This is a genomic window from Nocardia asteroides (assembly GCA_019930625.1).
Classification (GTDB): Bacteria; Actinomycetota; Actinomycetes; order Mycobacteriales; family Mycobacteriaceae; genus Nocardia; species Nocardia sputi.
In genome coordinates this window covers 4,642,182-4,667,608 of record CP082844.1, presented here as the reverse complement: position 1 = coordinate 4,667,608, position 25,427 = coordinate 4,642,182, and the positions used below count along the sequence as shown (strand labels likewise).

Annotated in this window: 20 protein-coding genes; 11 read left to right on the top strand and 9 right to left on the bottom strand. The window is 64.8% G+C overall.

What is annotated here, in order from left to right; translation table 11 throughout:
• Positions 1–233: 233 nt before the first annotated feature.
• The 8 genes from K8O92_21535 to K8O92_21500 all read left to right on the top strand — a co-directional run bounded on the left by K8O92_21535 (position 234) and on the right by K8O92_21500 (position 11,765).
• Positions 234–2,105 carry a hypothetical protein gene (locus tag K8O92_21535; protein ID UAK30488.1) on the top strand — a complete coding sequence of 624 codons (1,872 nt, stop codon included), beginning with the start codon at positions 234–236 and terminating at the stop codon, positions 2,103–2,105.
• Positions 2,106–2,119: 14 nt separating this feature from the next.
• A complete protein-coding gene (locus K8O92_21530) occupies positions 2,120–5,803 on the top strand; it encodes an FkbM family methyltransferase (GenBank protein UAK30487.1) in 3,684 nt (1,227 codons plus the stop codon).
• Positions 5,804–6,094: 291 nt separating this feature from the next.
• Positions 6,095–6,682, top strand: a complete 588-nt coding sequence (locus tag K8O92_21525; GenBank protein ID UAK30486.1) for a flavin reductase family protein — start codon at positions 6,095–6,097, stop codon at positions 6,680–6,682.
• A gap of 129 nt (positions 6,683–6,811) precedes the next feature.
• Positions 6,812–8,404 carry a tryptophan 7-halogenase gene (locus K8O92_21520; protein UAK30485.1) on the top strand — a complete coding sequence of 531 codons (1,593 nt, stop codon included), beginning with the start codon at positions 6,812–6,814 and terminating at the stop codon, positions 8,402–8,404.
• Positions 8,405–8,416: 12 nt separating this feature from the next.
• Positions 8,417–9,565: a DUF1864 family protein gene (locus K8O92_21515; GenBank protein ID UAK30484.1), complete on the top strand. Its 1,149-nt coding sequence runs from the start codon at positions 8,417–8,419 to the stop codon at positions 9,563–9,565.
• A complete protein-coding gene (locus K8O92_21510; protein ID UAK30483.1) occupies positions 9,558–10,871 on the top strand; it encodes a flavin-dependent oxidoreductase in 1,314 nt (437 codons plus the stop codon). The genes K8O92_21515 and K8O92_21510 overlap by 8 nt, the downstream gene beginning before the upstream one ends.
• 86 nt (positions 10,872–10,957) lie before the next feature.
• Complete coding sequence (locus K8O92_21505) at positions 10,958–11,287, top strand: DoxX family protein (GenBank protein UAK30482.1); 330 nt, start codon at positions 10,958–10,960, stop codon at positions 11,285–11,287.
• Between the two features lie 73 nt (positions 11,288–11,360).
• Positions 11,361–11,765, top strand: coding sequence for a hypothetical protein (locus K8O92_21500; GenBank protein UAK30481.1), 405 nt, complete (start codon positions 11,361–11,363; stop codon positions 11,763–11,765).
• A gap of 354 nt (positions 11,766–12,119) precedes the next feature.
• Here the strand turns inward: K8O92_21500 and K8O92_21495 are convergent, their stop codons facing one another.
• Positions 12,120–12,494 carry a cupin domain-containing protein gene (locus K8O92_21495; protein ID UAK30480.1) on the bottom strand — a complete coding sequence of 125 codons (375 nt, stop codon included), beginning with the start codon at positions 12,492–12,494 and terminating at the stop codon, positions 12,120–12,122.
• Positions 12,495–12,575: 81 nt separating this feature from the next.
• On the opposite strand from K8O92_21495, the gene K8O92_21490 reads away from it, so the two are divergent.
• Positions 12,576–13,022: a MarR family transcriptional regulator gene (locus tag K8O92_21490; protein ID UAK30479.1), complete on the top strand. Its 447-nt coding sequence runs from the start codon at positions 12,576–12,578 to the stop codon at positions 13,020–13,022.
• Between the two features lie 39 nt (positions 13,023–13,061).
• Here K8O92_21490 and K8O92_21485 read toward each other — a convergent pair whose 3' ends face one another.
• The 3 genes from K8O92_21485 to K8O92_21475 are packed head-to-tail and all read right to left on the bottom strand — an operon-like array spanning position 13,062 to position 16,409.
• Positions 13,062–14,099 carry a TIGR03842 family LLM class F420-dependent oxidoreductase gene (locus K8O92_21485; protein ID UAK30478.1) on the bottom strand — a complete coding sequence of 346 codons (1,038 nt, stop codon included), beginning with the start codon at positions 14,097–14,099 and terminating at the stop codon, positions 13,062–13,064.
• Positions 14,100–14,134: 35 nt separating this feature from the next.
• On the bottom strand, positions 14,135–15,556 hold the full coding sequence (gene hydA, locus K8O92_21480; GenBank protein UAK30477.1) for a dihydropyrimidinase: 1,422 nt from the start codon (positions 15,554–15,556) through the stop codon (positions 14,135–14,137).
• Between the two features lie 16 nt (positions 15,557–15,572).
• Entirely contained in the window at positions 15,573–16,409 is an 837-nt protein-coding gene (locus tag K8O92_21475) for an acyltransferase (protein UAK30476.1), read from the bottom strand.
• A 287-nt stretch (positions 16,410–16,696) separates the two neighbouring features.
• Between K8O92_21475 and K8O92_21470 the strand changes: the two genes are divergently transcribed.
• Entirely contained in the window at positions 16,697–17,347 is a 651-nt protein-coding gene (locus K8O92_21470; protein ID UAK35862.1) for a peptidylprolyl isomerase, read from the top strand.
• A gap of 51 nt (positions 17,348–17,398) precedes the next feature.
• Here K8O92_21470 and K8O92_21465 read toward each other — a convergent pair whose 3' ends face one another.
• The 3 genes from K8O92_21465 to K8O92_21455 form a co-directional block, all read right to left on the bottom strand.
• Positions 17,399–17,830: a VOC family protein gene (locus K8O92_21465; protein ID UAK30475.1), complete on the bottom strand. Its 432-nt coding sequence runs from the start codon at positions 17,828–17,830 to the stop codon at positions 17,399–17,401.
• A gap of 83 nt (positions 17,831–17,913) precedes the next feature.
• Complete coding sequence (locus tag K8O92_21460) at positions 17,914–19,095, bottom strand: cation:proton antiporter (protein ID UAK30474.1); 1,182 nt, start codon at positions 19,093–19,095, stop codon at positions 17,914–17,916.
• 5 nt (positions 19,096–19,100) lie between these two features.
• Complete coding sequence (locus K8O92_21455) at positions 19,101–19,583, bottom strand: potassium transporter TrkA (protein ID UAK30473.1); 483 nt, start codon at positions 19,581–19,583, stop codon at positions 19,101–19,103.
• A 221-nt stretch (positions 19,584–19,804) separates the two neighbouring features.
• Here K8O92_21455 and K8O92_21450 point away from each other — a divergent pair, with 221 nt between their 5' ends.
• Entirely contained in the window at positions 19,805–21,895 is a 2,091-nt protein-coding gene (locus K8O92_21450) for an acyltransferase (protein ID UAK35861.1), read from the top strand.
• A 6-nt stretch (positions 21,896–21,901) separates the two neighbouring features.
• Here K8O92_21450 and K8O92_21445 read toward each other — a convergent pair whose 3' ends face one another.
• A complete protein-coding gene (locus K8O92_21445) occupies positions 21,902–23,428 on the bottom strand; it encodes a glycosyltransferase family 39 protein (protein UAK30472.1) in 1,527 nt (508 codons plus the stop codon).
• 178 nt (positions 23,429–23,606) lie between these two features.
• Positions 23,607–25,367: a proteasome ATPase gene (gene arc, locus K8O92_21440; GenBank protein ID UAK30471.1), complete on the bottom strand. Its 1,761-nt coding sequence runs from the start codon at positions 25,365–25,367 to the stop codon at positions 23,607–23,609.
• Between the last annotated feature and the right edge of the window lie 60 nt (positions 25,368–25,427).

The window sequence follows — 25,427 nt, the reverse complement described above, 5'->3', positions numbered from 1 at the left end:
TTCCGACAAAGAAGCACGCCGGTCATGAACGATTTATGCAGCCTCTAAAAATTTTAGAATAACTGGTCCTGGACCGAAACATCACGGTTGCCGCCGTGAGGGAAAACTCGCCGGCCATCGGCTCGCAACAGGCAATCTGAACGGTTTTGCCAGCAACATCGGGACGTCGAGGAACGGCTCTGCCAGCAACATCGGGACGTCGGGGATTGTCGAACCACGAAGAAGGAATGCGCATGACGCAACCTCAGCAAGGCGCTGGGCAGCTAACTACTCCCAGGACGCAGCCACAACCGATCGCGATAGTAGGGATGGCGTGTCGCTTTCCCGGCGCGAATAACGCGGACGAACTTTGGGAGCTCCTCTCCAGCGGCACGGATGCGACGAGTGAAACGCCGGCATCCCGTTACAATACAGAGGACTTGTACTCCGATTATCCGGCACTCGGCAAGGTGAGTAGTCGTCGCGCAGGCTACCTTAGTGATATAGACCAGTTCGACGCGCGATTTTTCGGCTTATCCGCAGGAGAAGCCGAAAACTTGGATCCGCAACAACGCCTACTCATGATGACGGCCTGGGAAGCTTTCGAAGATGCCGGAATGCCGCCCGATCGGGTCGCCGGTACTCGCACTGGAGTTTACGTCGGCAGCATGCATCTGGACTACTGGGATCTTATCGCTCAACGCGGCTTACGCAGATTCACACCATTCTCGATCTACAACTACCGCAGTGTTTTGTCCGGTCGATTGGCCTACACATTCGACCTGCGTGGACCGTGCATCACCGTGGATACAGCGTGCTCATCCTCCCTTGTTGCTGTGCATCTGGCATGTCAAAGTCTGCGTGCGGGAGAGACCACGCTCGCGATAGCGGCAGGTGTCAACCTCAAACTTACTGCAGATGAGGATGTTCTGCTGTCCCAGGCGGGAACGCTCGCGCCGGACGGTCGATGCAAGTTCGGCGATGCTTCGGCTGACGGGTTCGCCGCTTCCGACGGAGTAGGAGTGGTTGTGCTGAAACCCCTCGCCCAGGCTCTCGCTGACAACGACCGGGTGCGGGCTGTCGTTCTGGGCAGCGCTATCGGAAATGATGGTGCCAGCAGCAACTCACTTCTCACCCCGTCGGTCGAGGGACAGATAGAGATGCTCCGATGGGCTTACGCCGACGCCGGCATAGATCCGGCCGATGTGGACTTCATCGAGGCACATGGGACCGGGACACCGCTGATCGACCCCGCTGAGTTCGCCGGGCTCGCCGCAGTTCTCGGCAAAGAACGTTCCCCGGACCATCCGTGCTTCGTGGGCTCCATCAAGACCAACATCGGACACACTGAAGGGGCCGCCGGCATCGCCGGGCTGATCAAGACTGTCCTGTGTCTCGAACATCACCAGGTAGTGCCAAGCCTGCACTACAACACACCGAACCCAGCGATTCCGTGGGACGATCTTCCGTTGATCGTTCCTACAACGGTCCAGTCCTTACCAACTGTGGACCGTCCCGCGATCGCGGGAATCAGTGGGCAAGGTATTTCCTCGGCCAATACCCATCTTGTCATCGGACAAGCTGACGCTCGGTGGGTCGCCCCGCGTTCTTCAGCCCAGGTCGGGCAAGCACACACATTAGTCGTATCTGCGCATACATCGAATGCGCTCGACGACCTTGCTCGCGCCTACATTCGCTATCTCGGGCCCGAAGGCGTCGGGCGAGAGTTCGAGCTCCGTGATGTCTGCTATACGGCCGCAAACCGCCGTCACCATCACGCCTACCGCTTGGCGATTACTGCGGCAGACCATGACGCACTGATTATCGCCCTCGGCTGCTTCCTGGACCGCACGAATGCCCCCGGACTCGCCGTCGGCCACGTGAGTAATCCCGATCTGCAGACAGGCCGACGCCTGCAGGCAGGACAACAGTCCAACCTGCCTCTCGATCATGTCGCTGTGCGCTACGTCACCGGCCAGCCCATTGATTGGAGCGTGCTCGCCGAGCCAGGTGCGCGTTTCGTCCCCGCACCGACTTATCCCTGGCAGACCGAACGTTATTGGCTCGAGCCGGATCCACGCATATCCGAAGTGGCGGCTCCGACGCCCGAGGGGGTCCAATCGTGACCGGGATGGTTCGCATGGCACTGTACGACAGCCTTCTCGGACGTGCGATACCACCCGGTAACCGTTGGGTAGTGGAGCTGACTGCCGACTCGTTTGCCGACCACAAGCTCCAGGATATGGTCGTCTTTCCGGGCTCGGTGTACTTGGACTTGGCGTTGACCGCGGCGACCGTGACTATCGGAGTCCGACCATCGGTCCTGGAGGATGTGTCCTTCGACCACGCGTTGGTCCTGTCACCAGACGCGCCACGTGAACTCCAGATCGAACTGATCCCTGGGCAGGACAACAGGTGGGAGTTCACGGCGACCGGGGCAGCAACCGACGTACAACACGCAGCCGCCTTGATCCCCACTCAGTCCGCGCAAGACGACCCTCTACTTGATCTCGCGGATCCATTGTGGCAACAGGGTACGGAAATCAGCGGTGAGGCACTGTACGCCCAGATGGCTTCCGCTGGAAACTATTTCGGTCCCAGGTTTCGCAGCATCCAGAGGTGCCGAGTCGGCGATGGCCGAGTTGTCGCGACCTGGCAGTCACCGACGACCCCGAGCCTGACTACCGTTGACACTGCCATGCAAGCGCTGACCGCAGCGACCGGGGTTTCCGATCGTACGTTCGCACTTGTAGGCCTCGAGCGGCTGCGCCTGACAGACACTCCGACTTCACCGCAAATCGGAAAAGTATATGCAAAACTTCGGCCAGGGTGGCGAGCAGACTCCGATGAGGTGACCGGCGATGCGGTACTGCTCGATGATGAGGGGCAGCTGATCGTTGAACTGACGGGTATGCGCCTGCGCTGTTTGGACTCGTCACACTCGGCGAGTGAGGCGCTGCAAGTCGCAGTCGCGGCTACGTTCACGGCCGAGCCGCTCGAGGACTCACTGGAATTCTGGTTCGATGCGCTCGGCATATCTGCAGACATCAAGTTCGCCGGGTACAACCAGGTTTTCCAGCAGCTACTCGATCCAGGCAGCCTGCTGTCCACCAATACCGAAGGCCTGAATGTGGTCCTCGTTCGCCCGGAAGATCTGTTACGAGGCGGTCCGCAAGATATTGCGGAACTCGTGCCATATGAAACCGAGTACCTGTACAAGGAGATCTTCGAGCGGCAAGTGTACCTTCGGCATGGGATTGAACTTCCCGACGATCCCTGCGTTTTCGATGTAGGTGCGAACATCGGGATGTTCACGATGTTCGTGCGCAGTAGATGCCCAAACGCTCGAGTGTATGCATTCGAGCCGGCACCGGCGACATTCGATATTCTTCTGCGCAACTGCCCGGACGCGATGCTATTCAATTATGGCCTCGCGGACAAGAATTCGGTGCAGGACTTCACCTTCTATCCGAACTCCCCAGCATACTCGGGGTTTGCCGCAAATGAGACAAGGGACCGCCGGGCGGTGGAGGCTGTGGTCCGGAACATGCTACGCCGGAACATGCCGGCCGAATCACCCGACTTCGACCCGCTGGTAGCGCAATTCACTGCCGATAGACTTGCTGGCGAGACTCACCGCGTTGAGACCAGAACCCTTTCCAGCGTGCTTACCGAGCACTCCATCGAGCGAGTCGATCTATTGAAGATCGACGCTGAAGGCAGTGAAGTTGGCATCCTGGCCGGAATCCGTGACGAGCACTGGCAGCTCATCAGGCAGGTCGTAGCCGAGGTGCATACTCCAGAAGACGGGATTCGTGTCGCGGAGATGCTGTCGGACCGCGGGTTCACCGTCCACGTCGATGATCAGGACGAACTCCTGATGGGCACCGGATTCGTGAACGTCTACGCGCGAAACACGTCGTCTTGGCCTCAAAACCACAATAACTTGTCGATCGGAACGTCGCCGAATGCACGCTTCGAGGGCACCCCTGGTCCAGCAACTACCCTAGGCAAGGAGTTGGCCGGCGCATTCGAAGCTTTCCGTCAGCGTGTCGAAGGTCCGTGCATTTTCGTGTTGTGTCCGCCAGTCGACGATGCACTTGTGCAAGTGGTCACCGACTTGCCTGATGTTGTGGTGATCACGCCCGACGAGCTTCAACGTTACTACGCAGTATCCGATTATGTCGACGTACGTACTGAACGGCTCGGGCGTATTCCTTACACCAATCGATTCTTCGCAGCCCTCGGCACCATGATTACCCGACGGTATCTAACCACTCGGCAGCCACCGGCCAAGGTACTTGTCTTGGACTGTGACCAGACTCTGTGGACCGGTGTATGCGGCGAGGATGGCCCGCATGGTGTGCACATAGATCCGTACCGGCAAGAACTCCAAGAATTCGTCGTCCGCCAGCATGACTTGGGAGTGCTCATCTGCCTGTGTAGCAAAAACAATCCAGCAGACGTTCTGGATGTCTTCGCCCAGCGGACCGATATGCCCCTCCAGCTCGACCACATCGCCGCACACCGGCTGAATTGGCAGCACAAGTCGGCCAATCTCGTTTCACTGGCCGAGGAACTCGGCCTCAGCCTCTCCGACTTTGTCTTCCTCGACGACAACCCGGTCGAGTGCGCCGAGGTTCAGGCGAACCTGCCTGAAGTATTGACGCTCCGAATCCCAGATACTACATCGGAAATTCCGCGCTTCCTCGACCATATCTGGACGTTGGATCGGGCTAGACTCACCGATGAGGACCGAGCACGAAACGAACGGTACCGCCAGGAGCAGCAACGGCAGGCGGCACGAGCCGAGTCCATCACCTTCGAATCTTTCCTGGCGAGCCTCGATCTCCAAGTGGATATACAGCCATGGAAGCCCAGCGACCTACCACGGGTTGCCCAGCTCACCGAGCGCACCAACCAGTTCACCACCACCGGGGCACGGCAGACCGAGGCCCAACTGAACGAGGCGCTGACCTCAGGGTCCTTCGATTGCTTCACGGTTCGGGTCCAGGATCGGTTCGGTGACTACGGCCTTGTCGGCGCGACGCTGTTCCGACCAACCGAGACCGCTCTGCAAGTGAATTCATTCTTCCTGAGCTGCCGCGCCCTGAGCCGAGGTGTCGAGGACCAGATGGTGACCGCACTCGGTGAAATCGCCAGGAACCATGATCGCGACCGCATCGAGATCGTGTTCGTACCGACGGGACGAAACGAACCAGCTCGCGCATATTTCGAAACTGTATCGAGCAGTTCGTATTCAGAAGGGGAGGAATTCCGGTTCATCCTGACAGGCAATGCCTCAATAGCGTTTGGGGGATCTATAGATCGTAGCCGTGAAGTGAAAACGGAAACCACGACGAACACCGTGCAACGCAAGCTGCCCACAGGACGTGGGTTCGTGTCCAATTCCAGGAATTCAGACATACCGTACACGAGAATCGTCGAAGAGCTTCGGGATCTGGATGCCATCGTCGCAGCCATCGACGCTGGTCGAATCCGGAGCAGGCCGGTGCGGCAAGCCGCACCCACAAGGCCGAACGATGAGATCGAACGCAAACTGGTCGATCTGTGGCAGCACGTACTCGGTGTCGACGAGGTCGGAGTGGACGACAATTTCTTCGATCTCGGTGGCACATCGCTCCGGGCTGTCCAGGTGATGGCCGAACTGAGCGAACTGACCGGCAGGCGCATGCCCCCGATCAGCACCTTCGAAAACAACACGATCCGGTCCATAGCCGCAATGCTGCGAACAGACAGCGGCGGTTCGGACGACAGCACCGAGCATGCCGAGCGCGGAACCCAGCACAGGCGGGATGCGTAGCGAGGCGTGGACGGGCCCGGTCGAAGATTGCCGTGACTGCCGTTACGACACGGACTCTGGGCGTGGCCGAGCACAGGGAAACAATATTCCCTCAGCGCTAACGCATCTTGGTGGGCCAGTATTCCACGAGTGAAATTGGTGATCAAAATTGCCTGCCGCATTCAACCACACATACACGCCGTGGCGAACACCACGGTATGAGCGCCGTGTACGCCCGGCTACCCCGTTTGCGGACCGTACGTCGCGTCGGCAACCCACGACGCACCTCGTCAAGTTGGAGAGCTTCCCGTCATGACCGAATCGATCACGGCATCCGGCGATATACGGCACATGACAGCCGAGGGGTTTCGGGCCATGATGCGCGGCTTTCCCACCGGAGTCTCGATCGTCACTGCCACTGATGTCTCGGGCGCACCACGCGGTATGACCTGCACGTCGGTGAGCAGCGTGACTCTGCGCCCGCCGACGTTACTCGTCTGCCTGCGCAACGGGAGCCCTACGCTCGAGGCGGTCGTGAGCAGTGGCACCTTCTCCGTGAACCTGCTTCACAGCGCCGCACAATCGGCTGCCGAGTTGTTCGCTTCCGGCGCGCCGAACCGGTTCGACCTCATCTACTGGGAGCAATCGTCCGTGAACGGTAGTCCACGTCTGAGCCGCGACGCGCATGCTATCGCCGAGTGCCGTGTCATCCACACCGCCACGGTCGGTGACCACACCGTCGTCTTCGGCGAAACGCTCGGTATCACCCGGAACTCTGGTCTCGAGCCGTTGCTTTACGGACTGGGCCAGTACCGCTTCTGGCCGGAGATGGAGGCCAATGGAACTACCTGCAACCAGAATGTGCACGACTGCGCACTATCGAACAGAACTATTGAATAAAAACGGTGAGTTCGCCTGGTCACAAGGCAGGGTCTTAGGATACCTACCTACTAGAAGTATAATCTTCTATTTTCGGTTCGCCATCTATTCATAGCTACCTTATTTCGATGCTCAATGAGGAATCCTCAAATGAACGATAACCGTATCAATAAAGTTGTTGTACTCGGCGGCGGGACTGCCGGATGGATGACCGCATCCTATCTCGGCAAGGCACTCGGCGACGAAGTATCCATCACAGTCCTCGAGGCCCCGGCCATCCCCAAGATCGGGGTCGGCGAGGCAACAGTACCCAACCTGCATAAGACGTTCTTCGATTTTCTCGGGTTGACGGAGGAAGACTGGATGCGTGAGTGCAACGCCAGCTTCAAGATGGGCATCAAGTTCATCAACTGGCGCACTCCGGGTGTCGGCGAGGCGACCGGGCGGCGCTTCCGCGACGCCACTGATCATTACTACCATCTGTTCGGATTGCTGCCCAACCACGCCAACTTGCCATTGTCGCACTACTGGGTGAACAAGAAGCTGGCCGGCCAGACCGACGAACCCTTCGACTACGCCTGCTACCGCGAGCCGCCGATTCTGGACAAGAACCTGGCTCCCCGCCACGTCGACGGTTCGCGGTGGACGAACTACGCGTGGCACTTCGACGCCAACCTGGTCGCCGACTTCCTGCGCCGGTTCGCAGTGAACAAGCAGGGAGCGGTGCACGTCCAGGACGAGATGACCGAGGTGGTCTTCGACCAGCGTGGCTATATCTCGGCCCTGAAGACCAAGTCCGGTCGGGTGCTCGAAGGCGATCTGTTCATCGACTGCTCAGGGTTCCGCGGCCTGCTGATCAATCAGGCGATGCGGGAGCCGTTCCTGGACATGAGCGAGCACCTGCTGAACGACAGCGCAGTGGCCACTGCTGTGCCGCATGACGATGCCGCGAACGGCATCGAGCCCTACACCTCAGCGATCGCTATGTCGTCAGGGTGGACCTGGAAGATTCCCATGCTGGGCCGGTTCGGCACCGGGTATGTGTACTCCAGCCGGTTCCAGAACCAGGACGACGCCACCGAGGAGTTCTGCCGCATGTGGAACCTCGACCCGGCAGAGCAGCCGCTCAACCAGATCCGCTTCCGCGTCGGCCGCAACCGCCGCGCCTGGGTGAAAAACTGCGTCAGCATCGGCCTGTCCGGCTGCTTCCTCGAGCCGTTGGAGTCCACGGGCATCTACTTCATCACCGCCTCGCTCTACCAGCTGGCCAAGCACTTCCCCGACCGGCGGTTCGACCAGGTCCTGGTCAACCGGTTCAACCGGGAGATCGAGACGATGTTCGACGACTCCCGGGACTTCATCCAGGCGCACTTCACTTTCGCCCCGCGCGAGGACACCCCGTTCTGGAAGGCCTGCAAGGAGCTTGAGCTCGCCGACGACATCACCGAGAAGATCGCAATGTACCGGGCCGGGCTGGCGGTGAATATGCCGGTCACCGACGAGCAGACGTACTACGCCAACTTCGAGGCCGAGTTCCGCAACTACTGGACCAACAGCAGCTACTACTGCATTTTCGCCGGGCTCGGCCTCGTGCCGGACCATCCGGTGCCGGCCCTGGCCTACCGCCCGGACGACACCGCCTCCGCGGAACCGGTGTTCGCCGAGATCAAGCAGACACAGCAGGAGCTGTTGCGGACCCTGCCGTCTACCTATGAGTACTTGCGCCAGTTGCATGCCAAGTAAGGAGGCGCACTCATGCCGTTCACCCGGTTACCCAACCAGGCAGGCACCGTCGACTGCACAGTGATCAGCGCGCTGGACCCGCTGCACGCTGACGAGTTCTGCCCTAGCCTTCCGGCGATGAACGCCTCGGCCGACGTGCTGGCCCTGGCCGCGCGGCTGCGGGAGTTGGTCCCGGATATGGGCCTGGTCGCCTCGTTCTCCTTGGAGCAGGCGCTGGGCGCGATGCGCGACCTCGGCCTGTTCCTCGGCTCGTTGAAACGCCACGGCGTCCAGCCCGTCGAGGCGGTGCCCGAGGTCGAACCGGTGTTGGTGGCGCTGGGCCGGCGCACCGACATGATTCCGAGAGACACCGTGCACCACTACACCGAGTGGAACCCGACCGACGGCCGCCAGCGGATGTACACCGGCGATCCCCAAGAGGGATTCCTCATGAACGGGCCGCGGATGTCGATGCCGCACCTCGGCGACGCCGTCGACCAGTGCGTCCGGCTGGCCGCGCTGGAACCGGATGATGCTGCATTCCCGGCACTACTGGCCAGCATCGCGGAGAATATCGGCTGTTTCGACAAAGCGATCAGCATGGTGGTGGAGAAAGTCACGCCGGAGTTCTTCGCCCGCGAGATGCGGCCCTACTTCGAGGAGGTCACCGTTGCGGAGATGACATTCCTCGGGCCTGCAGCGGCGCATGTCCCGCTGTTCCTCGTCGATCTGTTGGTCTGGGCCTCCGACCACAGCGCGCTGACGTACGACGACTTCATCGACGAAGCCGCCCAGCACACGCTGCCGCAGTGGCGGTCGTTGGTGGACGCCTGGCGACGCTCGCCGTCGGTGGTCACCAAGGTCACCCAAGCGTTGCAGTCGGTGGCCCCGCATGAGCCTCCACCCGCGCTGCGGGATGCGGCGGTGGCGCTGTCCATGACACTTCGCGCGCTGACGCTGTTCCGCGGCAAGCACTTGACGATCGCACGCAAGGCCTACCGCGACGAGATTCGGTTGTACGAGCTGGGTAGTGGCAACGGGAGCATTGAACTGCTGCGCCAGATCCTTGATCTCACCCGGGAGAACGCGTGGCTGGTCGCGCGGGCCGACGGCCGCGGGGCAAGCGGGCCGACGCGACTGCAGGGGGTCGCCAACGGCGGTAAGGACGGCTCAGGTGGATAGCGATCTCCGAATTGTCATCGCCGGGGCCGGGATCGGTGGCCTCAGCGCGGCCCTGTCGTTGCACGCGGCCGGGTTCACCAACGTCGTGGTGGTCGAGGCGGTGCCCTCCATCCAGCCGATAGGTGTCGGCCTCAATATCCTGCCGAACGCGGTCCGCGAGCTGACCGGGCTCGGCGTGTTCGATGCGGTCTCCCGCCGCGCGGTGAAAACGCTGGACTTCTCGCTGTACCACCGTTGCGGCAGCCTCATCTGGCGGGAGCCACGCGGAGTCGCAGCCGGGCACCGGTGGCCGCAGTTGTCCGTCCACCGCGGTCACCTGCAGCGAACCCTGGCGGCCGCGGTGGTGCACAGGCTGGGCAAGGATTCGTTGGTGACCGACGCGCGGGTTGTCGGCTTCGAGCCGCGTGGCGCTGACCGCGTGAAGGTGGCGCTTCAGCACCCAGCGGCCGGCGGCAGCAGCGTCCGAGAGGCCGATGTCCTCATCGGCGCGGATGGCCTGCACTCGACGGTTCGCGCCGCCCTCTATCCAGCAGAGGGCGAGCCTTGCGGCAACGGTCTCGTGATGTGGCGAGGGACCACTTGGGCCGAGCCATACCTGTCTGGACGGTCGATGATCGTCATCGGCGACGACCAGCAGAAGATTGTGGTCTATCCGATCGTCCCTCCGGCCAGCTCAGGCAGCCCCTCATTGATCAACTGGGTGACCGGCCTGCCATCCACGGCCCTACCGCCAGGGGGAACCAATTCCGCCGAGCGACGCGCCCACGTGCTACGCCACTACAGTAGCTGGGCGCAGCCGTGGCTGGACATCCCGGCGCTGATCTCCGAGGCGGTGGACATCCTCGAGTACCCGATGCTGGACCGGGATCCCTTGCCACGGTGGGCATTCGGCCATGTTGTCCTGCTCGGTGACGCCGCGCACCCCATGTATCCGGTCGGCTCGAACGGGGCGACGCAGGCGATCGTGGACGGTCGCGCGGTCGCGTACTACCTCGCCACCTCGGATGACCCTGGTGAGGCGCTGGCGGCGTTCGAGGCCGATCGCAGACCTAAGATGACCGGGGTCCAGGCAGCGAACCGAAGGATGGGGCCGGAGCAGGCGATCGACCTCGTGCACCGGCGCGCCCCTGGCGGCTTCACCGCGGTCGAGGACGTGATCTCGATAGACGAACTCCGGGAGATCTCCCGCCGGTACGCCCAGACCGGCGGGTTCACTCCAGCACAACTCAACGCTGAACCGACCTCGCCCTACGCCGTCGGTCAGCCCCTGCACGATTCGTTCCCACAGCCAGCAGAGTCCTGGTGAACGCTGGTGGACTGGGCAGCAGCGGTAAAACTCAATTCGTTCCAATCAAGACTTCATGCGGAAGGTAGGTAGAGGTGGTCGTCATAGTGATCGTGCTGCTGGGGGTTAGTTTTGTGGGGGCAGGTGTGGCCAAGCTAGCGGGCTTCGAAGTGATGAGGGACGATGCGGCGCGATTTGGCTTCCCCTACTGGGCCTACCGGGTAATCGGCGCGCTGGAGGTGTGTGGTGGCGCGGGCCTGATGGGCGGGTTGGCATTGAAACCACTGGCAATCGTTTCTGCAATAGGGTTGGTCGGGCTGACCATCGGAGCAGTGGTGTGCCATCTGCGGGCGAACGATCCGAGAATAAAGCCGGCCGCGGCCGCCGTGATGGGTGTTCTCTCGGCAGTGGCAGGGGTTATGAGTGTTATCCAGTGAAACTCCGCGTAGGCCAGGTGCGCCACTATGTCGTGGTTCGACTGATGCTCAACACACCCCGTACTCTGCTCGAGTGACTCGAGACCAGACCTCATCGCCGAGAGTCGTAGCGACAGATTCCTACCGGACGATCGAGAATCCATCCGAGACGCAACTGCACGACATCCTCGCGGACATGAACCTGAGTGCGCCCTTCGTGATCGTCGACCGGCTCGACGGCCCCGAACCCGGCGACTACTACATTCAGGTTCACCTCGATGAACAAGTGGATCCAGAGCAGGGGCACGGTTATATCGTCGAATTTCGCGACGGAGGACCGGATGCGCATTTCCGTGCCACCGTCAGCGACGACGCTCCGTGGGACAGCGCCTTCTCTCCCGCATTCGACACCGTGGTGAACGCCGTCCAGGACTGGGCATTCCAGCGCGGAGACTGGCGAACAGCACTGAGCTGGGAACGGCTCGAATTCGACCGCTGACCAGATGTATCGGGCTCAGCGGGACCATCCCTGCGCGGTCTGTCGCACGGTGCGCATATGAGCGCGATCTCGGGGATCGCCGCGATGGCCGGCTGTGACGATGAGTACCTGCGCGGCCGAGACTTATTCAGCGAGGAATGGGAGTGCCGGAACTCCGGTGGATCTGATCTCGGTCCGATGAGCCGAGCATGCCTAACCCTTACCGAGGTCGGATCCACCGGCAATCCGACACTCCCTCTGGTCGCCGCCGGTCGCGCAGGTGGCCGCCGATCGGCGCTGGCCATGCCGATCCTCTGGGCGAAGAACACCTCGCTCTGAATCGCGAATCGGGGACGGGTCGGATTTCTATGGGGGTCAGCGGGCCCAGGGGGCGACGATGGGGGGTCGGCCGGGGATGAGTCCCTGTCCGCCGACGGGTAATACGACGATTGCCTCGAAGGGTTCATCACTGGGTGTGGACATTGCGAATTGTTGGTATGCGGGCACGATCAGTGCGTCTCCGGCTGTGACGGTGAAGGTTTCGTCGCCCATGGTGACGGTCATCGTTCCGGACAGCGCGATGAAGATCTCCTCGCGGTCCAGGGCGTGTGCGGGAGCGTCGATGCCGGGCTTCAGGGTCAGTCGCCAGGCGCTGTTCTCGATGGAGCCGCGGCTGGGTGCGGCCAGGCCGATGAATGTCGCGTGGTCGTTCTCGAAGCGTGGCGCGCTGTCGGCGGTGATGTGTGGCATGCGTGTCTCCTAATCTTCAACCAAGGTGTTCAACCTTAGTGTACAACTAAAGTTGAACATATTGATGGAAGGAGAGTCAAGATGGATTTCGGGATCCTGCTCGGGAAGGCATATCAGCAGTTGGTCGGAGAGTTACACGTCCACCTGGCTGAGCGCGGCTATCGCGGACTCGGTGCGTCCTACGGCTACGTCCTGCGTTCGCTGGCCGAGAACGCCCGCACTGCAAGTCAACTGGCTGAGGGGCTCGGTATCAGCGCGCAGGGCGCGGCCAAGGTCGTCGACGAAATGGTGCGGCGCGGGTACGTGGAGCGGCGCCCGGATCCGGCCGACAAGCGGGCCAAGCTGCTGCACCTGTCCGCCCGAGGGCGCGACCTACTGGCCGCGGTGCGCGAATTCCACGCCGCCTACGAGCGCGAGCTGATCGCCAGGGTAGGCGGGGACCAGGTCGCCACTGTGCGCGCGGTGCTGGGCGAGGTTATCGGCATGGCAGCGGTTTCCGGCGAAGAGCAAACCTTTCGGCCGCTATGAGAGCCATCGACGGGTTACTGCGGCCAGATCCGACCATCGCTACCCTGTCGATCGGGCGGCGGTCAGGAAAGGGGCGAGACGAGGCAGCACCGATTCACCGTACGCCTCCAGGGTCGTCGTCTTCGCGTCGTGCTGGAGGTAGACAGCGAATTGGTCCACGCCGAGCCCCGCCAGCTCCCGCAACCGGGACAGGTGCTCGTCGGGCGTGCCCAGCAGGCAGAAGCGGTCCACGATGGCATCGGGCACATACTCGGCGTGGACGTTGCCCGCGCGTCCGTGCTGGGTGTAGTCGTAGCCCCGCCTGCCTTCGACGTAGTCGGTGAGTGCGGCCGGGATGTCACCCGCCGTACCGTATTTCGTGACGATCTCCGCCACATGGTTGCCGACCATTCCGCCGAACCATCGGCACTGCTGCCGCGCGTGCGCGAGCGCCGCGTCCGTCCCGTCGGTGACGTACGCGGGTGCGGCCACGCACATCCGGATCGCCGCCGGGTCCCTTCCTGCGCGCTCGGCCGCCGCCCGCACCCGCGCGATCGTCCAGGCGGTGATGTCCGGGTCGGCCAGTTGCAGGATGAATCCGTCCGCCACCGCGCCGGTCAGGTCGAGGGCGCGTGGTCCGTAGCCCGCCACCCACACCTCCAGCCGCGAGCCGGTCGCCCACGGCAAGCGGACCAGAGTGTCGCCCACGCGCGCGCTGCGTCCGTTGCCCAGCTCCCGGATCACCTCGACCGCCTGTCGCAGGGTGGCGAGAGTGGCCGGGTTCCCGCCCTGGGTGCGCACAGCCGAATCCCCGCGGCCGATCCCGCACAGCGTGCGATTACCGAACATCTCGTTCAGCGTGGCGAAGGTCGACGCGGTCACCGTCCAGTCCCGGGTGGACGGATTGGTCACCATCGGACCGACCATGACCTTGCGCGTGGCCGCCAGGATCTGGCTGTGGATGACGTAGGGTTCCTGCCAGAGCAGATGCGAGTCGAACGTCCAGACGTGCGAGAACCCGTATGTCTCCGCCAGCCTGGCCAGTTCGATCACGCGCGAGGCAGGGGGCGTGCATTGCAGCACCAGACCGATGTCCATTCGGCACTCTCCGTTCCGAGGATCGAGATGCGGCGTCAGATCAGGTTCTGCGACAGTGCGCGCTCGACGAACCGGCCGTGCCCCGCGTGACCGAGGTAGACGCCGTCATCGACGACCACACGGCCCCGCGACAGCACCGTGTCGACGTGTCCGTCGATCTCGAAGCCCTCGTAGGCCGAATAGTCCATGTTCATGTGATGTGTCTTGCCGAGACCGATGCTGGTGTGGCCGCCCGGGTCGTAGATCACGATGTCGGCGTCCGCGCCCGGGCTGATCACCCCTTTGCGCGGGTACATGCCGAACATCCGGGCCGGCGTGGTGCAGCAGACCTCGACCCATCGTTCCAGCGAGATCCGGCCGGATCGGACGCCCTGGAACATCAGGTCCATCCGATGCTCCACGCCGCCGATGCCGTTGGGGATCTTGCTGAAGTCGCCGAAGCCCATGTCCTTCTGGTCCTTCATGCAGAACGGACAGTGGTCGGTGCCGACCGTCGTGACGTCACCGGTGCGTATATAGCGCCACAACTCGTCCTGATGCCCTTCGGCTTTCGACCGCAGCGGGGTGGAACACACCCATTTGGCGCCTTCGAAACCGGGTGCGCCGAGCTGCTCTTCGAGCGAGAGGTACAGGTACTGCGGGCAGGTCTCGCCGAAGACGTTGCGTCCGGCGTCGCGGGCGGCGGCGATCTGCGCCAGTGCCTGCTCGGCCGATACGTGCACGACATACAGCGGCACGCCGGTCAGCTCGGCCAGCATGATCGCGCGGTGGGTCGCCTCCTCCTCCAGCTGCCACGGCCTGGTCGTGCCGTGGAAGTACGGTGCGGTCTCCCCGCGCGCGAGCGCTTGCTCGACCAGCACATCGATGGCGATGCCGTTCTCGGCGTGCATCATCACCAGCGCACCCAGCTCCGCCGCCGACTGCATGGCGCGCAATATCTGGCCGTCGGTGGAGTAGAAGACACCCGGGTAGGCCATGAACAGCTTGAAGCTGGTGACGCCCTCTGCCACCAATTCGCTCATCCCCTTCAGGGACTCGTCGTCGACTTCGCCGATGATCTGGTGGAACCCGTAGTCGATCGCGCACTGTCCGGCCGCCTTGTGGTGCCAGGCGGCCAGGGTCTCCTGGACGCGCTCCCCCGGCTTCTGGACGGCGAAGTCGATGATCGTGGTGGTGCCACCCCACGCGGCGGCACGGGTGCCTGTCTCGAAGGTGTCGGAGGCTTCGGTCCCCCCGAAGGGCATTTGCATGTGGGTGTGGCCGTCCACCCCGCCGGGGATCACGTATCTGCCGGTCGCGTCGAATACCCGATCGGCGGACGCGGCGAGGTCCGCGCCCAGCGCGGTGGAACCCGGCTGGAGAACGGCGGCGATGCTCTCGCCGTCGACGAGTACGTCGAGCGGTTGGGCTCCGGTGGCGCAGACCACCGTGCCGCCGTGGATGAAAGTGCGCGCCATCTCCTTCTCCCCGTTCTCAGGGGGCCACCAGCGGCCCATAGGCGTCGGGGCGGCGGTCGCGGTAGAACGCCCAGCGGTCGCGCACCACCTTGATCAAGTCCATATCCAGATCGCGGACGACCAGTTCGGGGTCGATATCGGAGGCGACGTCGCCGACGAATCTGCCTTCGGGGTCGGCGAAATAGCTGGTGCCGTAGAAGTCGTCGTCGCCGTACTCCTCGACGCCGACCCGGTTGATGGCGCCGATGAAATACTCGTTGGCCACCGCGGCGGCCGGCTGCTCCAGTTTCCAGAGGTAGCCGGACAGGCCCCGCGAGGTGGCCGACGGGTTGAACACGATCTCGGCGCCCGCGAGGCCCAGCGCGCGCCAACCCTCCGGGAAGTGCCGGTCGTAGCAGATGTAGACGCCGACTTTGCCGACCGCGGTGTCGAAAACCGGCCAGCCCAGGTTGCCCGGCCGGAAGTAGAACTTCTCCCAGAACCCGTGGACGTGCGGGAGGTGATGTTTGCGGTACTTGCCGAGATAGCTGCCGTCGGCGTCGATCACCGCCGCCGTGTTGTACAGCAGACCCGGCTGCTGCTGCTCGTACACCGGCAGGATCATCACCATGCGCAATTGCTCCGCCAATTCGGCGAATCTCTCGGTCGTCGGCCCCGGGACGGACTCGGCGTACTCGTAGAACTCCGTGTCCTGCTGCTGACAGAAGTACGGCCCGTAGAACAGCTCCTGGAAGCAGATCACCGTGGCCCCCTGCGCGGCGGCCCGGCGCGCGTAGTCCTCGTGCGCCTTGATCATCGACTCTTTGTCACCGGTCCAGTTCGTTTGGACCAGCGCCGCTCGAACGATTCCCATGCTTCGTTCTACATCACCGGGAACAACTACTGTTGTCCAACAAGTTGCCGGAAACATTTTGTGGCCGATCTGCAGCCATCGAGGGCCCACATATCGGACCGCGCACACGGTCGATCGAGCCGTACTCCCCCGCCAGGATCGGGGAGATGGAATGATTCGCGCTGCATCGTCCGGTGCGCAAACCCGAGTGAAGGAGATTTCCAGCGGTGAGCAGCGAAGTGCAAGCACGAGAACTCGTCGACGGTCGGCGCGCGGGGCGCCGGGGTTTACCGTGGCGATCGCTGCGGATCCTCGGGATTCTCGCCGTCGGCGTGACACTGGTGGCCTCCACGGCGGGTATCGTCTCGGCGAGCCCGGCACCGGCTCGGGAGCAGGGGCCGACCGGTTGCGCCGCACCGGCCGCGGGGCAGCCGAACGGCAAGCAGTGGCCCGCCGAACCCGGCATGAGCATCGACACCAACGCCGGATACACGGCGACGCTGGCCACCACGTGTGGCACCGTGACCATCGCCCTGGACGCGGCCCGCGCGCCGCGCACGGTCAACTCGTTCGTATTCCTGGCCGGTGAGCGGTTCTTCGACCACACGAAGTGCCACCGGATGACCACCGAGGGCATCTTCGTCCTGCAGTGCGGCGACCCGACCGCGACCGGCATGGGCGGCCCCGGCTACTTCTTCCCCGACGAGAACCTGACCGGAGCCACCTACCCGGCAGGCACGGTCGCCATGGCGAACGCCGGGCCCGGCACCAACGGCAGCCAATTCTTCCTGGTCTACCGTGATGCGCCGCTGCCGCCGAGTTACACGCCGTTCGGCAGGGTCACCGCGGGCATGGACGTGCTCGACTCCATCGCGGCCGCCGGCGTCAAGGACGGGTCGGCCGACGGCGCACCGGCCGTGGATGTCGTGCTCGATTCGGTCGCGGCCGTCCGCAACTGACTTCCGTACCAGCCCGGTGGCGGCGCCGAGTCGGCGCCGCCACCGTGGAACTCAGCTCGCCCGGTCCTCGAAGAACACGACTTCCCAGAGGTGACCGTCCGGATCGGCGAAATAGCCCGCGTAGATGCCCCAGGGCCGCTGCCGCGGCGGATGCACGATGGCGCCGCCCGCCGCGCGCGCGAGTTCCAGAGCACTGTCGACCTCCGCGCGACTGCCGACGAACCAGCCCAGGCTCACCGGTGAGCCCGCGACCCGCTCCACCGGGATTCCGGCGTCCTCGGCCAGGTCCTCGCGCCCGTACAGCGACAGGATGAGCCCGTTCCCGAAGGTGAACATGGCCGCCGAACCGCCGGGTTCCCGCTCGTCGCCGACGAATTCGGTACCGACGATCCCGGGGAACGACACGCCGAGCTGCCGGTAGAACCGCAGTGAGCGATCCAGGTCGCTCACACCGAGAGTGATCACACTGATGTGCGCCTGCACGGCCCGCACCTCCGAACTTACGACCGATATCCTGACGACCTCAGTACAACTCGGCCGCCCGCCGGAGGCCTTGAACGAATCGGTCAGGACACCTCGGCACGCCGTCGCAGCACCAGCGCCATGACCGGCTCGACGAAGCGGCTTGCGATCGGACCGAGAACCGCCATCAGCAGCACGTAGGTGGTGGCGAGGGCGGCGAATTCCGCGGGAACCGCGCCCGCGGCGACGGCCAGGCCTGCGATGACGATCGAGAATTCACCGTGGGCGACCAGTGCGGTGCCCGCCCGCGCCCGGCCGAGGCGGCCCGCACCGGCTCGCTTGGCCGCCCACCATCCGGTGGCGATCTTGCTGGCCGTGGTGACCAGCGCCAGCAGGCACGCCCAGCCCAGCACCGGCGGAATGCTCGCCGGGTCTGTGCTCAGGCCGAACAGCACGAAGAACAGCGCGGCGAACAGATCACGCAGCGGTTCCAGGATCTTGGTGGCGTTGTGCGCGGTGGAGTCGGAGATCGCGATGCCGAGCAGGAAGGCGCCGACCGCCGCGGACACCTGCACCGCGGAGGCCACGCCCGCCACCAGCAGCGCGGAGCCGAGCAGCTTCAACAGGAAGATCTCGCGGTCCTCGCTGTCCACTATCGCGGAGACGTAGCGGCCGTAGCGCAGCGCGACGATCAGGACGACTGTGACCGCCGTCAACGCGATGGCCAGCGTCTTCAGCCCGGCCAGGAAGCCGACACCGGCCAGCACCGCCGTCAGCACCGGTAGGTATCCGGCCATCACCAAGTCTTCGAACACCAGGATGGACAGGATCACCGGCGTCTCCCGGTTGCCGAGCCTGCCCAGGTCGTTGAGCACTTTCGCGACGATGCCGGAGGACGAGATGTAGGTCACCCCGGCCATCGCGATCGCGCCGGTGAACCCCCAGCCGAGCCCGAGCGCCACGAGCACACCCGGAGTCGCGTTGAGCACGATATCCACGACACCGGCCGCCCACGACCGGCGCATGCCCGTGACCAGTTCCGGCGCACTGTATTCCAGGCCGAGCAGCAAGAGCAGCAGGACGACGCCGATTTCGCTGGCGAGGTGGATGAAGTCGTCGACCTGCCGCAACTCGACCAGGCCGCCGGTGCCGAACACCAGGCCGCCGATCAGGTACAACGGGATGGGCGACATGCCGATGCGCGCGGCGATTCGTCCCAGCAGGCCCAGGCCGAAAAACACCGCGCCCAGCTGGATCAGCGCGAGCGCGGTCTCGTGTGCCACCATGCCGCTCAGCCGTCTAACAGGATCTTGGCGGCGGCCTCCAGGCCCTCCACGGTGCCGACGACGACGAGCACGTCCCCGGCGGTGAAGGTGAAGTCCGGTCCAGGCGAGGGAATGGGCTGTCCGCTGCGCACCACGGCGACGATCGATGTCTTCGTCCGGGTGCGTATCTGGGTGTCGCCCAGCCTGCGCCCGTCGTAGCGGGATCGGTCGGGGATGGACAGCTGCCGGGTGGTCAGGCCGGTGAACTGGCGGTGCTCCTCACGCAACTGCTCGACCAGCTGCGGGGCGCCCAGCAGGCTGGCCAGCACGGCCGCTTCCTTCCCCGACAGGGGCACCTGTTCGGTTTCGTCGGGGTTGTCGAGCTTGCTCACGATCAGGTCCATCGTGCCGTCGCGATGATTGATCACTCCTATGCGGCGCCGGGTATTGGCCAGCGGGAAATCTTTACGCACACCGATACCGGGCAGGGGTGTCACCTCAACGTTCACGACTCCACCCTATCGACCCACCGTCATCACCCGCCCGAAGGGTGACCGAATTGTCCGTATACCTCGGATGTTTGCGCACACCACACGGATCGGGCGAGTTGGACCGTGCTTCGCCGCCCGTGATAAGAGAATGACGTGTCCCGTACCTCTCCTCGTCACCGAGCCGTCGCCTTCCGTTGCCGCAGCGACCGCGCCGTACGGGTCCGGTGACGGTGGCCCGACTGCTGGATCGGTTCCTCCGCCCGGACACGACCGCCACGGCGGCTGCGCCGCGAGAGGACGCGCAGGAGTACCGGCACGATCTGGACGGGTTGCGCGGCGTGGCGATAGCGCTGGTCGTGGCCTTTCACATCTGGTTCGGTCGCGTCTCGGGCGGGGTCGACGTGTTCCTGGTGCTGTCCGGGTTCTTCTTCACCGGTTCGCTGCTGCGCGGCGCGGAAGCCACCGGCGCGGTCCGCGTCGTCACCACCGCTCGCAGGCTCGTCCGCAGGTTGTTGCCCGCGCTCGTGACGGTGCTGGCCGCCGTGGTCGCGGCGACCCTGCTGCTGCGCCCGTTCACCCGTTGGGGCGAGATGGCGGCGCAGACGCTGGCGTCGCTGCTGTACTACCAGAACTGGCAGCTGGCGCTGTCCTGGTCGGACTACCTGGCCGCCGATCCGTCGGTGAGTCCGCTACAGCACCTGTGGTCGATGTCGGTGCAGATGCAGTTCTATCTGCTGGCGCTGCTCGGCGTGGCGGCGGCTGCGCGCCTGTGCCTGCGTTTCGCCGGTCCCGCGGCGCTGCGCCCCGCACTGGCGGTGGTTCTGGCCGCGGGCGCGGTGGCCTCGTTCCTCTACGCCGCGCACGGCACCGCGGTGCATCAGGGCTGGAACTACTACGACAGCTTCGCCCGCGCCTGGGAGCTCTCGGCCGGGGCGCTGCTGGCGGTCGTCGCTCCCTGGCTGTCGCCGCCTCGGCTGGTGCGGGTGGCGGCTGCCGTGCTCGGCTCGGTGGGGGTGCTCACCTGTGGTTGGCTGATCGACGGAGCCGATCGGTTCCCCGGTCCGGCTGCGCTGGTGCCGGTCGGCGCCGCGCTGGCGTTGATCGTGGCGGGCAACAACCTGACCGCCGCTGGGCATCCGCTGCCCAATCGGCTGCTCGCCGCGCCGGCCGCGGTGCGTTTGGGCGAGTTGTCCTACGCGCTGTACCTCTGGCACTGGCCGATCCTGATCTTCGTGCTGGCGCGGACCGCAGCCGCGACAGCCGGACTCGTCGTGGGCATCGGGGTCGTCGGGGCGTCGCTAGGGCTGGCCCACCTTACGAACCGGTTCGTCGAGGAGCCGTTGCGGATGCGGTCGGACCGGTCGGCGCAAGCGACGCCCGCGCGCAGCACGCGCACCGGCCGATTGGTCGCGGCACTCGGCGCAGCGGTGCTCGCGGCGGCCGTCGGTCATCAGGTGGCGACCAGAGCGAACCCGCCGCAGGCGGTGGCATTCCTGGACCCGGACCCTTACCCCGGGGCGGAGGCACTGGTCAACGGAGCGAGCACGCCCGAAGCCCCCATGCGCCCCACCGTGTACGAAGGGCCCGCGGACGCCGCCTACCCCTCCCGTGACGGCTGCATCGCGGATTGGGACACCCGCGACGTCATCACCTGCACCTATGGGGACGCAGATGCCGAACGCACCGTCGCGGTGGCCGGCAGCTCGCACGCCGAGCACTGGGTGCCCGCTCTGGACGCGCTGGGTCGCGAACACGCCTTCCGGGTCGAGGTCTACTTGAAGATGGGATGCCCGCTGACGGTGGCGGCGGAGGCGATGTACAAGGGCGAAGCGATCCCGGATTGCCGGGACTGGTCCGTCGAGGTGATCGATCGCCTGGGTGTCGAACGTCCGGAGTGGGTCTTCACCACGGCCACGCGACCGCGTGACGGCGCGGGCGACGAGACGCCTGCCGAGTATCTGGACGTGTGGACCCGCCTGGCCGACCGTGGACTCAACGTGCTCGCCATCCGCGACACCCCGTGGCTGCGCCGCGACGGCGTTCGGTACCGGGCGATCGATTGCCTCGCCCAGCAGGGCGACCGGATCAGCTGCGGGATGCCGCGCGCGGTCGCGCTGGACGAGGTCAATCCGGCGCTGGAGTTCGCCGCCTCGTTTCCGAACGTGTTCCCGCTGGACCTGTCCGACGCGCTGTGTCAACGCGACGTGTGCGCGGTCACCGAGGGCAACATCTTGATCTACCACGACGAGCACCACCTCACCGCCAGCTATTCGCGCTCGCTCGCACCGGAGCTCGGCAGGCATCTGTCGCCGATCCTGGGCTGGTGGTGAGACGGATCAGTTCAGCCGCAACATAGCCGGCCAGGCCTGCGACCACGGCGCACGCGGTTGCGCGCAGCGCCAGACGGTGACGCCGCGAGTGACACCGGGATATCCGAGCCGGGCGTCCACCCGCCCGATCGCGGCCACCTCGGCGCAGCGCGCCCGCACGCCGTCCTCGGTACCGCCCACCCACAGCACCGTGGTCGCCGTGTCCGGCGGGGAGCCGAAGTAACCGAACCCTCGATTCGGGCTGTACACGGCGGGCAAGCCGTATGCCGCGCGATCGATATCCAGTGAGCTCGCCTGCCAATAGGAATCCGCGATCACCACGGCCGACGTCCGCTGCGGTTCCGGCAGCGTCCGGTAGGCGGCCGCCGTGCCCGCCGCCAGCTCCGACCACCCGAATCGCCCGTAGACCGCGATCTCGAGGCCCGCTTGAGCCTGGGTGGCGACCGGCTCGATCTCCGCCTCCGGACGCAATGGCAGTGAGAACACCAGCAGTGCGACGGACATCGCCAGCACCGGGACGGTGAGCAGCAGCACGCGTCGGCGCCGCGGGTTCTGCGTCCAGCGCACCGCGCCCACCGCGATCAGCACCCCGTAGCAGCCCGCGGCGTAGTACGGACGTCCGTTGGTCGCGATGAAGATCACCACAAGCACCAGCGGCAGCAGTCCGAGAAAACGGTACGGCCGCCAGCTCTCGGCGCGAAACAGCGTCCACACGCCGTAGACCAGCAGCATGCCGCCGATCAATCCGGCGGAGGCGAGGGCCAGCGGCAGCCAGACGGCCCGCCCGCCGATCGTGGCCTGCTCCGCGGCGACCACGCCACCCAGACGCAGCTGCGGCCAACCGTGCGCCGCCTGCCACACCAAGCTGGGCACGGTGGTCAGCGCGACGATCGCGGCGCCCCACCACAGGGCCGGGCGGCGCAGCAGCTCACGCGGTCCGTAGACCGCCACCCCCACCGCGATCGCGATCCAGAAGAACGGGATCAACCACTTGACCTGCATATCCAGCGCGGTGACCAGACCGGAGGCCAGTAGCAGGCCGTCGCGTCGGGTGCGGACCCAGCGGACCACCAGCCAGCTCGTCACCACCCACAGTGCCGTGTCGATGGTGTTGGTGGCCAGCAGACTGCCCTGCACCAGCAGGAACGGCGAGGTGGCGTAGCCCGCGGCGGCCAGCACCTGCGCGCAACGGGCGCCCCCGAACTCCCTGGCGATCTGGGCGGTCACCACTACGGCCGCGACGGTTACCACAACCGCCGGAAGACGCAGCGCCACCAGCGAATTCGGGGCGAGCATATCCATCGAGCGGGCGATCGCAGGCAGCAGCGGCCCTTGGTCGGCGTAACCGACGGCGAGCCTGCGACCGGCGGCGACGAAATACAGCTCGTCGCCGAAGAATCCGTACCGTCCGATCGAGACCAGCAGCGCCAGCGCGCCGAGTGCCGCCACCACGCCTACACCGCCGAGGGCGAACGGCGGCAGCGGCTCCCCCGGATATGCCGGGCGCCTTCGGACATCCAGCCCTTCAGTCATCCTTGCCCGCCCTCCGCGTCAACGGAGGCGGATCCCGGATCGCCCCTCCGCATACCGCGCTTTCGTCACGACGTCCACCAGCGCGGCCACGTAGGTCACATTCGCTTCGCTGCAGCCGGAGTCCGAAGCGAAGGGCCGCGCCTCCTGGGAGACGCGGCCCTCGTGGTCCGGCGGAACCTTACAGGTACTGACCGGTGTTCGACTCGGTGTCGATGGCGCGGCTGGCGCTGGCGTTCTTGCCGGTGACCAACGTGCGGATGTAGACGATCCGCTCGCCCTTCTTACCCGAGATGCGTGCCCAGTCGTCCGGATTCGTCGTGTTGGGCAGGTCCTCGTTCTCGGAGAACTCGTCCACGATCGAATCGTAGAGATGCTGGATGCGCAGGCCGGGGCTGCCCGTGTCGAGCACCGCCTTGATGGCGTACTTCTTGGAGCGGTCCACGATGTTCTGGATCATGGCGCCGGAGTTGAAGTCCTTGAAGTACAGGACCTCTTTGTCACCGTTGGCGTAGGTGACCTCCAGGAAGCGGTTGTCCTCGCTCTCGGCGTACATCCGGTCGACGACCCGCTCGATCATGGCGTTGATGCACAGGCTCTTGTCGCCGCCGAACTCCGCCAGGTCGTCGTCGTGCAACGGCAGGTCCTCGGTGAGGTACTTCGAGAAGATGTCCTGCGCCGACTCCGCGTCGGGACGCTCGATCTTGATCTTCACGTCCAAGCGGCCCGGCCGCAGGATCGCGGGATCGATCATGTCCTCCCGGTTGGAGGCGCCGATCACGATGACGTTCTCCAAGCCCTCGACACCGTCGATCTCCGACAGCAGCTGGGGCACCACCGTGGTCTCCACGTCCGAGGAGACGCCCGAACCGCGGGTGCGGAAGATCGAGTCCATCTCGTCGAAGAACACGATCACCGGTGTGCCTTCGGACGCCTTCTCACGTGCCCGCTGGAAGATGATCCGGATGTGCCGCTCGGTCTCGCCGACGAACTTGTTGAGCAGCTCGGGGCCCTTGATGTTCAGGAAGAACGACTTGGCTTCCTTGGCATCCTCACCGCGCGCCTCGGCGATCTTCTTGGCCAGCGAGTTGGCCACCGCCTTGGCGATGAGCGTCTTACCGCAGCCGGGCGGGCCGTAGAGCAGCACACCCTTCGGCGGACGCAGCGCGTATTCGCGGAACAGGTCCTTGTGCAGGAACGGCAGCTCCACCGCGTCGCGGATCTGCTCGATCTGCCTGCCGAGACCACCGATATCGCCGTAGTCGACGTCGGGCACCTCTTCCAGCACGAGGTCCTCGACCTCGGCTTTGGGAATGCGCTCGAAGGCGAATCCGGCCTTCGTGTCGACCAGCAGCGAGTCGCCCGGCCGCAGCTTTCGGATGGGGGAATCGGGATCGTCGAGGTCGTCCATCTCGGCGACCTTGGCGAGCGGGCCGGCCAGCCACACCACACGTTCCTCGTCGGCATGGCCGACCACGAGGGCGCGACGTCCGTCGTCGAGGATCTCCCTCAAGGTGCCGATCTCGCCGACCGCGTCGTAGCGCCCTGCCTCGACGACCGTGAGCGCCTCGTTGAGACGGACGGTCTGACCGTATTCGAGCGTGGAGGTCTCGATGTTCGGGGAACATGTCAACCGCATCTTGCGACCCGAAGTGAACACGTCGACCGTCTGATCGTCGTACACACCGATCAGAATGCCGTATCCGCTCGGCGGCTGACCCAGCCGATCGACCTCCTCACGCAGCGCGACCAACTGCTGGCGCGCTTCCTTGAGGGTGTCCATCAGCTTCGTGTTGCGAATGGTCAGCGAATCGATGCGGGCTTCCAATTCCCGTGCGCGATCCGGCGAGTCGGCGAGTTGCCTTCGGAGTGCAGCCGCCTCGGCGCGTACTGCCTCGAGCTCTCTCCAGGCCGCCGAATCCGAATTCTCGATGGGGCTCATGTGCTGCTCCTCCCAGTCCCGGTCTATCAACGCTACCGGGCGCGACCCGTTCTCGCTTTC

What these genes read in the sequence shown, in the direction of transcription:
- K8O92_21495 (UAK30480.1), bottom strand. Translation starts at nt 12,494, where the DNA reads ATGCCACACATCACCGCCGACAGCGCGCCACGCTTCGAGAACGACCAC.
- K8O92_21535 (UAK30488.1), top strand. Translation starts at nt 234, where the DNA reads ATGACGCAACCTCAGCAAGGCGCTGGGCAGCTAACTACTCCCAGGACG.
- K8O92_21485 (UAK30478.1), bottom strand. Translation starts at nt 14,099, where the DNA reads ATGGACATCGGTCTGGTGCTGCAATGCACGCCCCCTGCCTCGCGCGTG.
- K8O92_21520 (UAK30485.1), top strand. Translation starts at nt 6,812, where the DNA reads ATGAACGATAACCGTATCAATAAAGTTGTTGTACTCGGCGGCGGGACT.
- K8O92_21515 (UAK30484.1), top strand. Translation starts at nt 8,417, where the DNA reads ATGCCGTTCACCCGGTTACCCAACCAGGCAGGCACCGTCGACTGCACA.
- arc (UAK30471.1), bottom strand. Translation starts at nt 25,367, where the DNA reads ATGAGCCCCATCGAGAATTCGGATTCGGCGGCCTGGAGAGAGCTCGAG.
- K8O92_21445 (UAK30472.1), bottom strand. Translation starts at nt 23,428, where the DNA reads ATGACTGAAGGGCTGGATGTCCGAAGGCGCCCGGCATATCCGGGGGAG.
- K8O92_21525 (UAK30486.1), top strand. Translation starts at nt 6,095, where the DNA reads ATGACCGAATCGATCACGGCATCCGGCGATATACGGCACATGACAGCC.
- K8O92_21530 (UAK30487.1), top strand. Translation starts at nt 2,120, where the DNA reads ATGGCACTGTACGACAGCCTTCTCGGACGTGCGATACCACCCGGTAAC.
- K8O92_21490 (UAK30479.1), top strand. Translation starts at nt 12,576, where the DNA reads ATGGATTTCGGGATCCTGCTCGGGAAGGCATATCAGCAGTTGGTCGGA.
- K8O92_21475 (UAK30476.1), bottom strand. Translation starts at nt 16,409, where the DNA reads ATGGGAATCGTTCGAGCGGCGCTGGTCCAAACGAACTGGACCGGTGAC.
- hydA (UAK30477.1), bottom strand. Translation starts at nt 15,556, where the DNA reads ATGGCGCGCACTTTCATCCACGGCGGCACGGTGGTCTGCGCCACCGGA.
- K8O92_21460 (UAK30474.1), bottom strand. Translation starts at nt 19,095, where the DNA reads ATGGTGGCACACGAGACCGCGCTCGCGCTGATCCAGCTGGGCGCGGTG.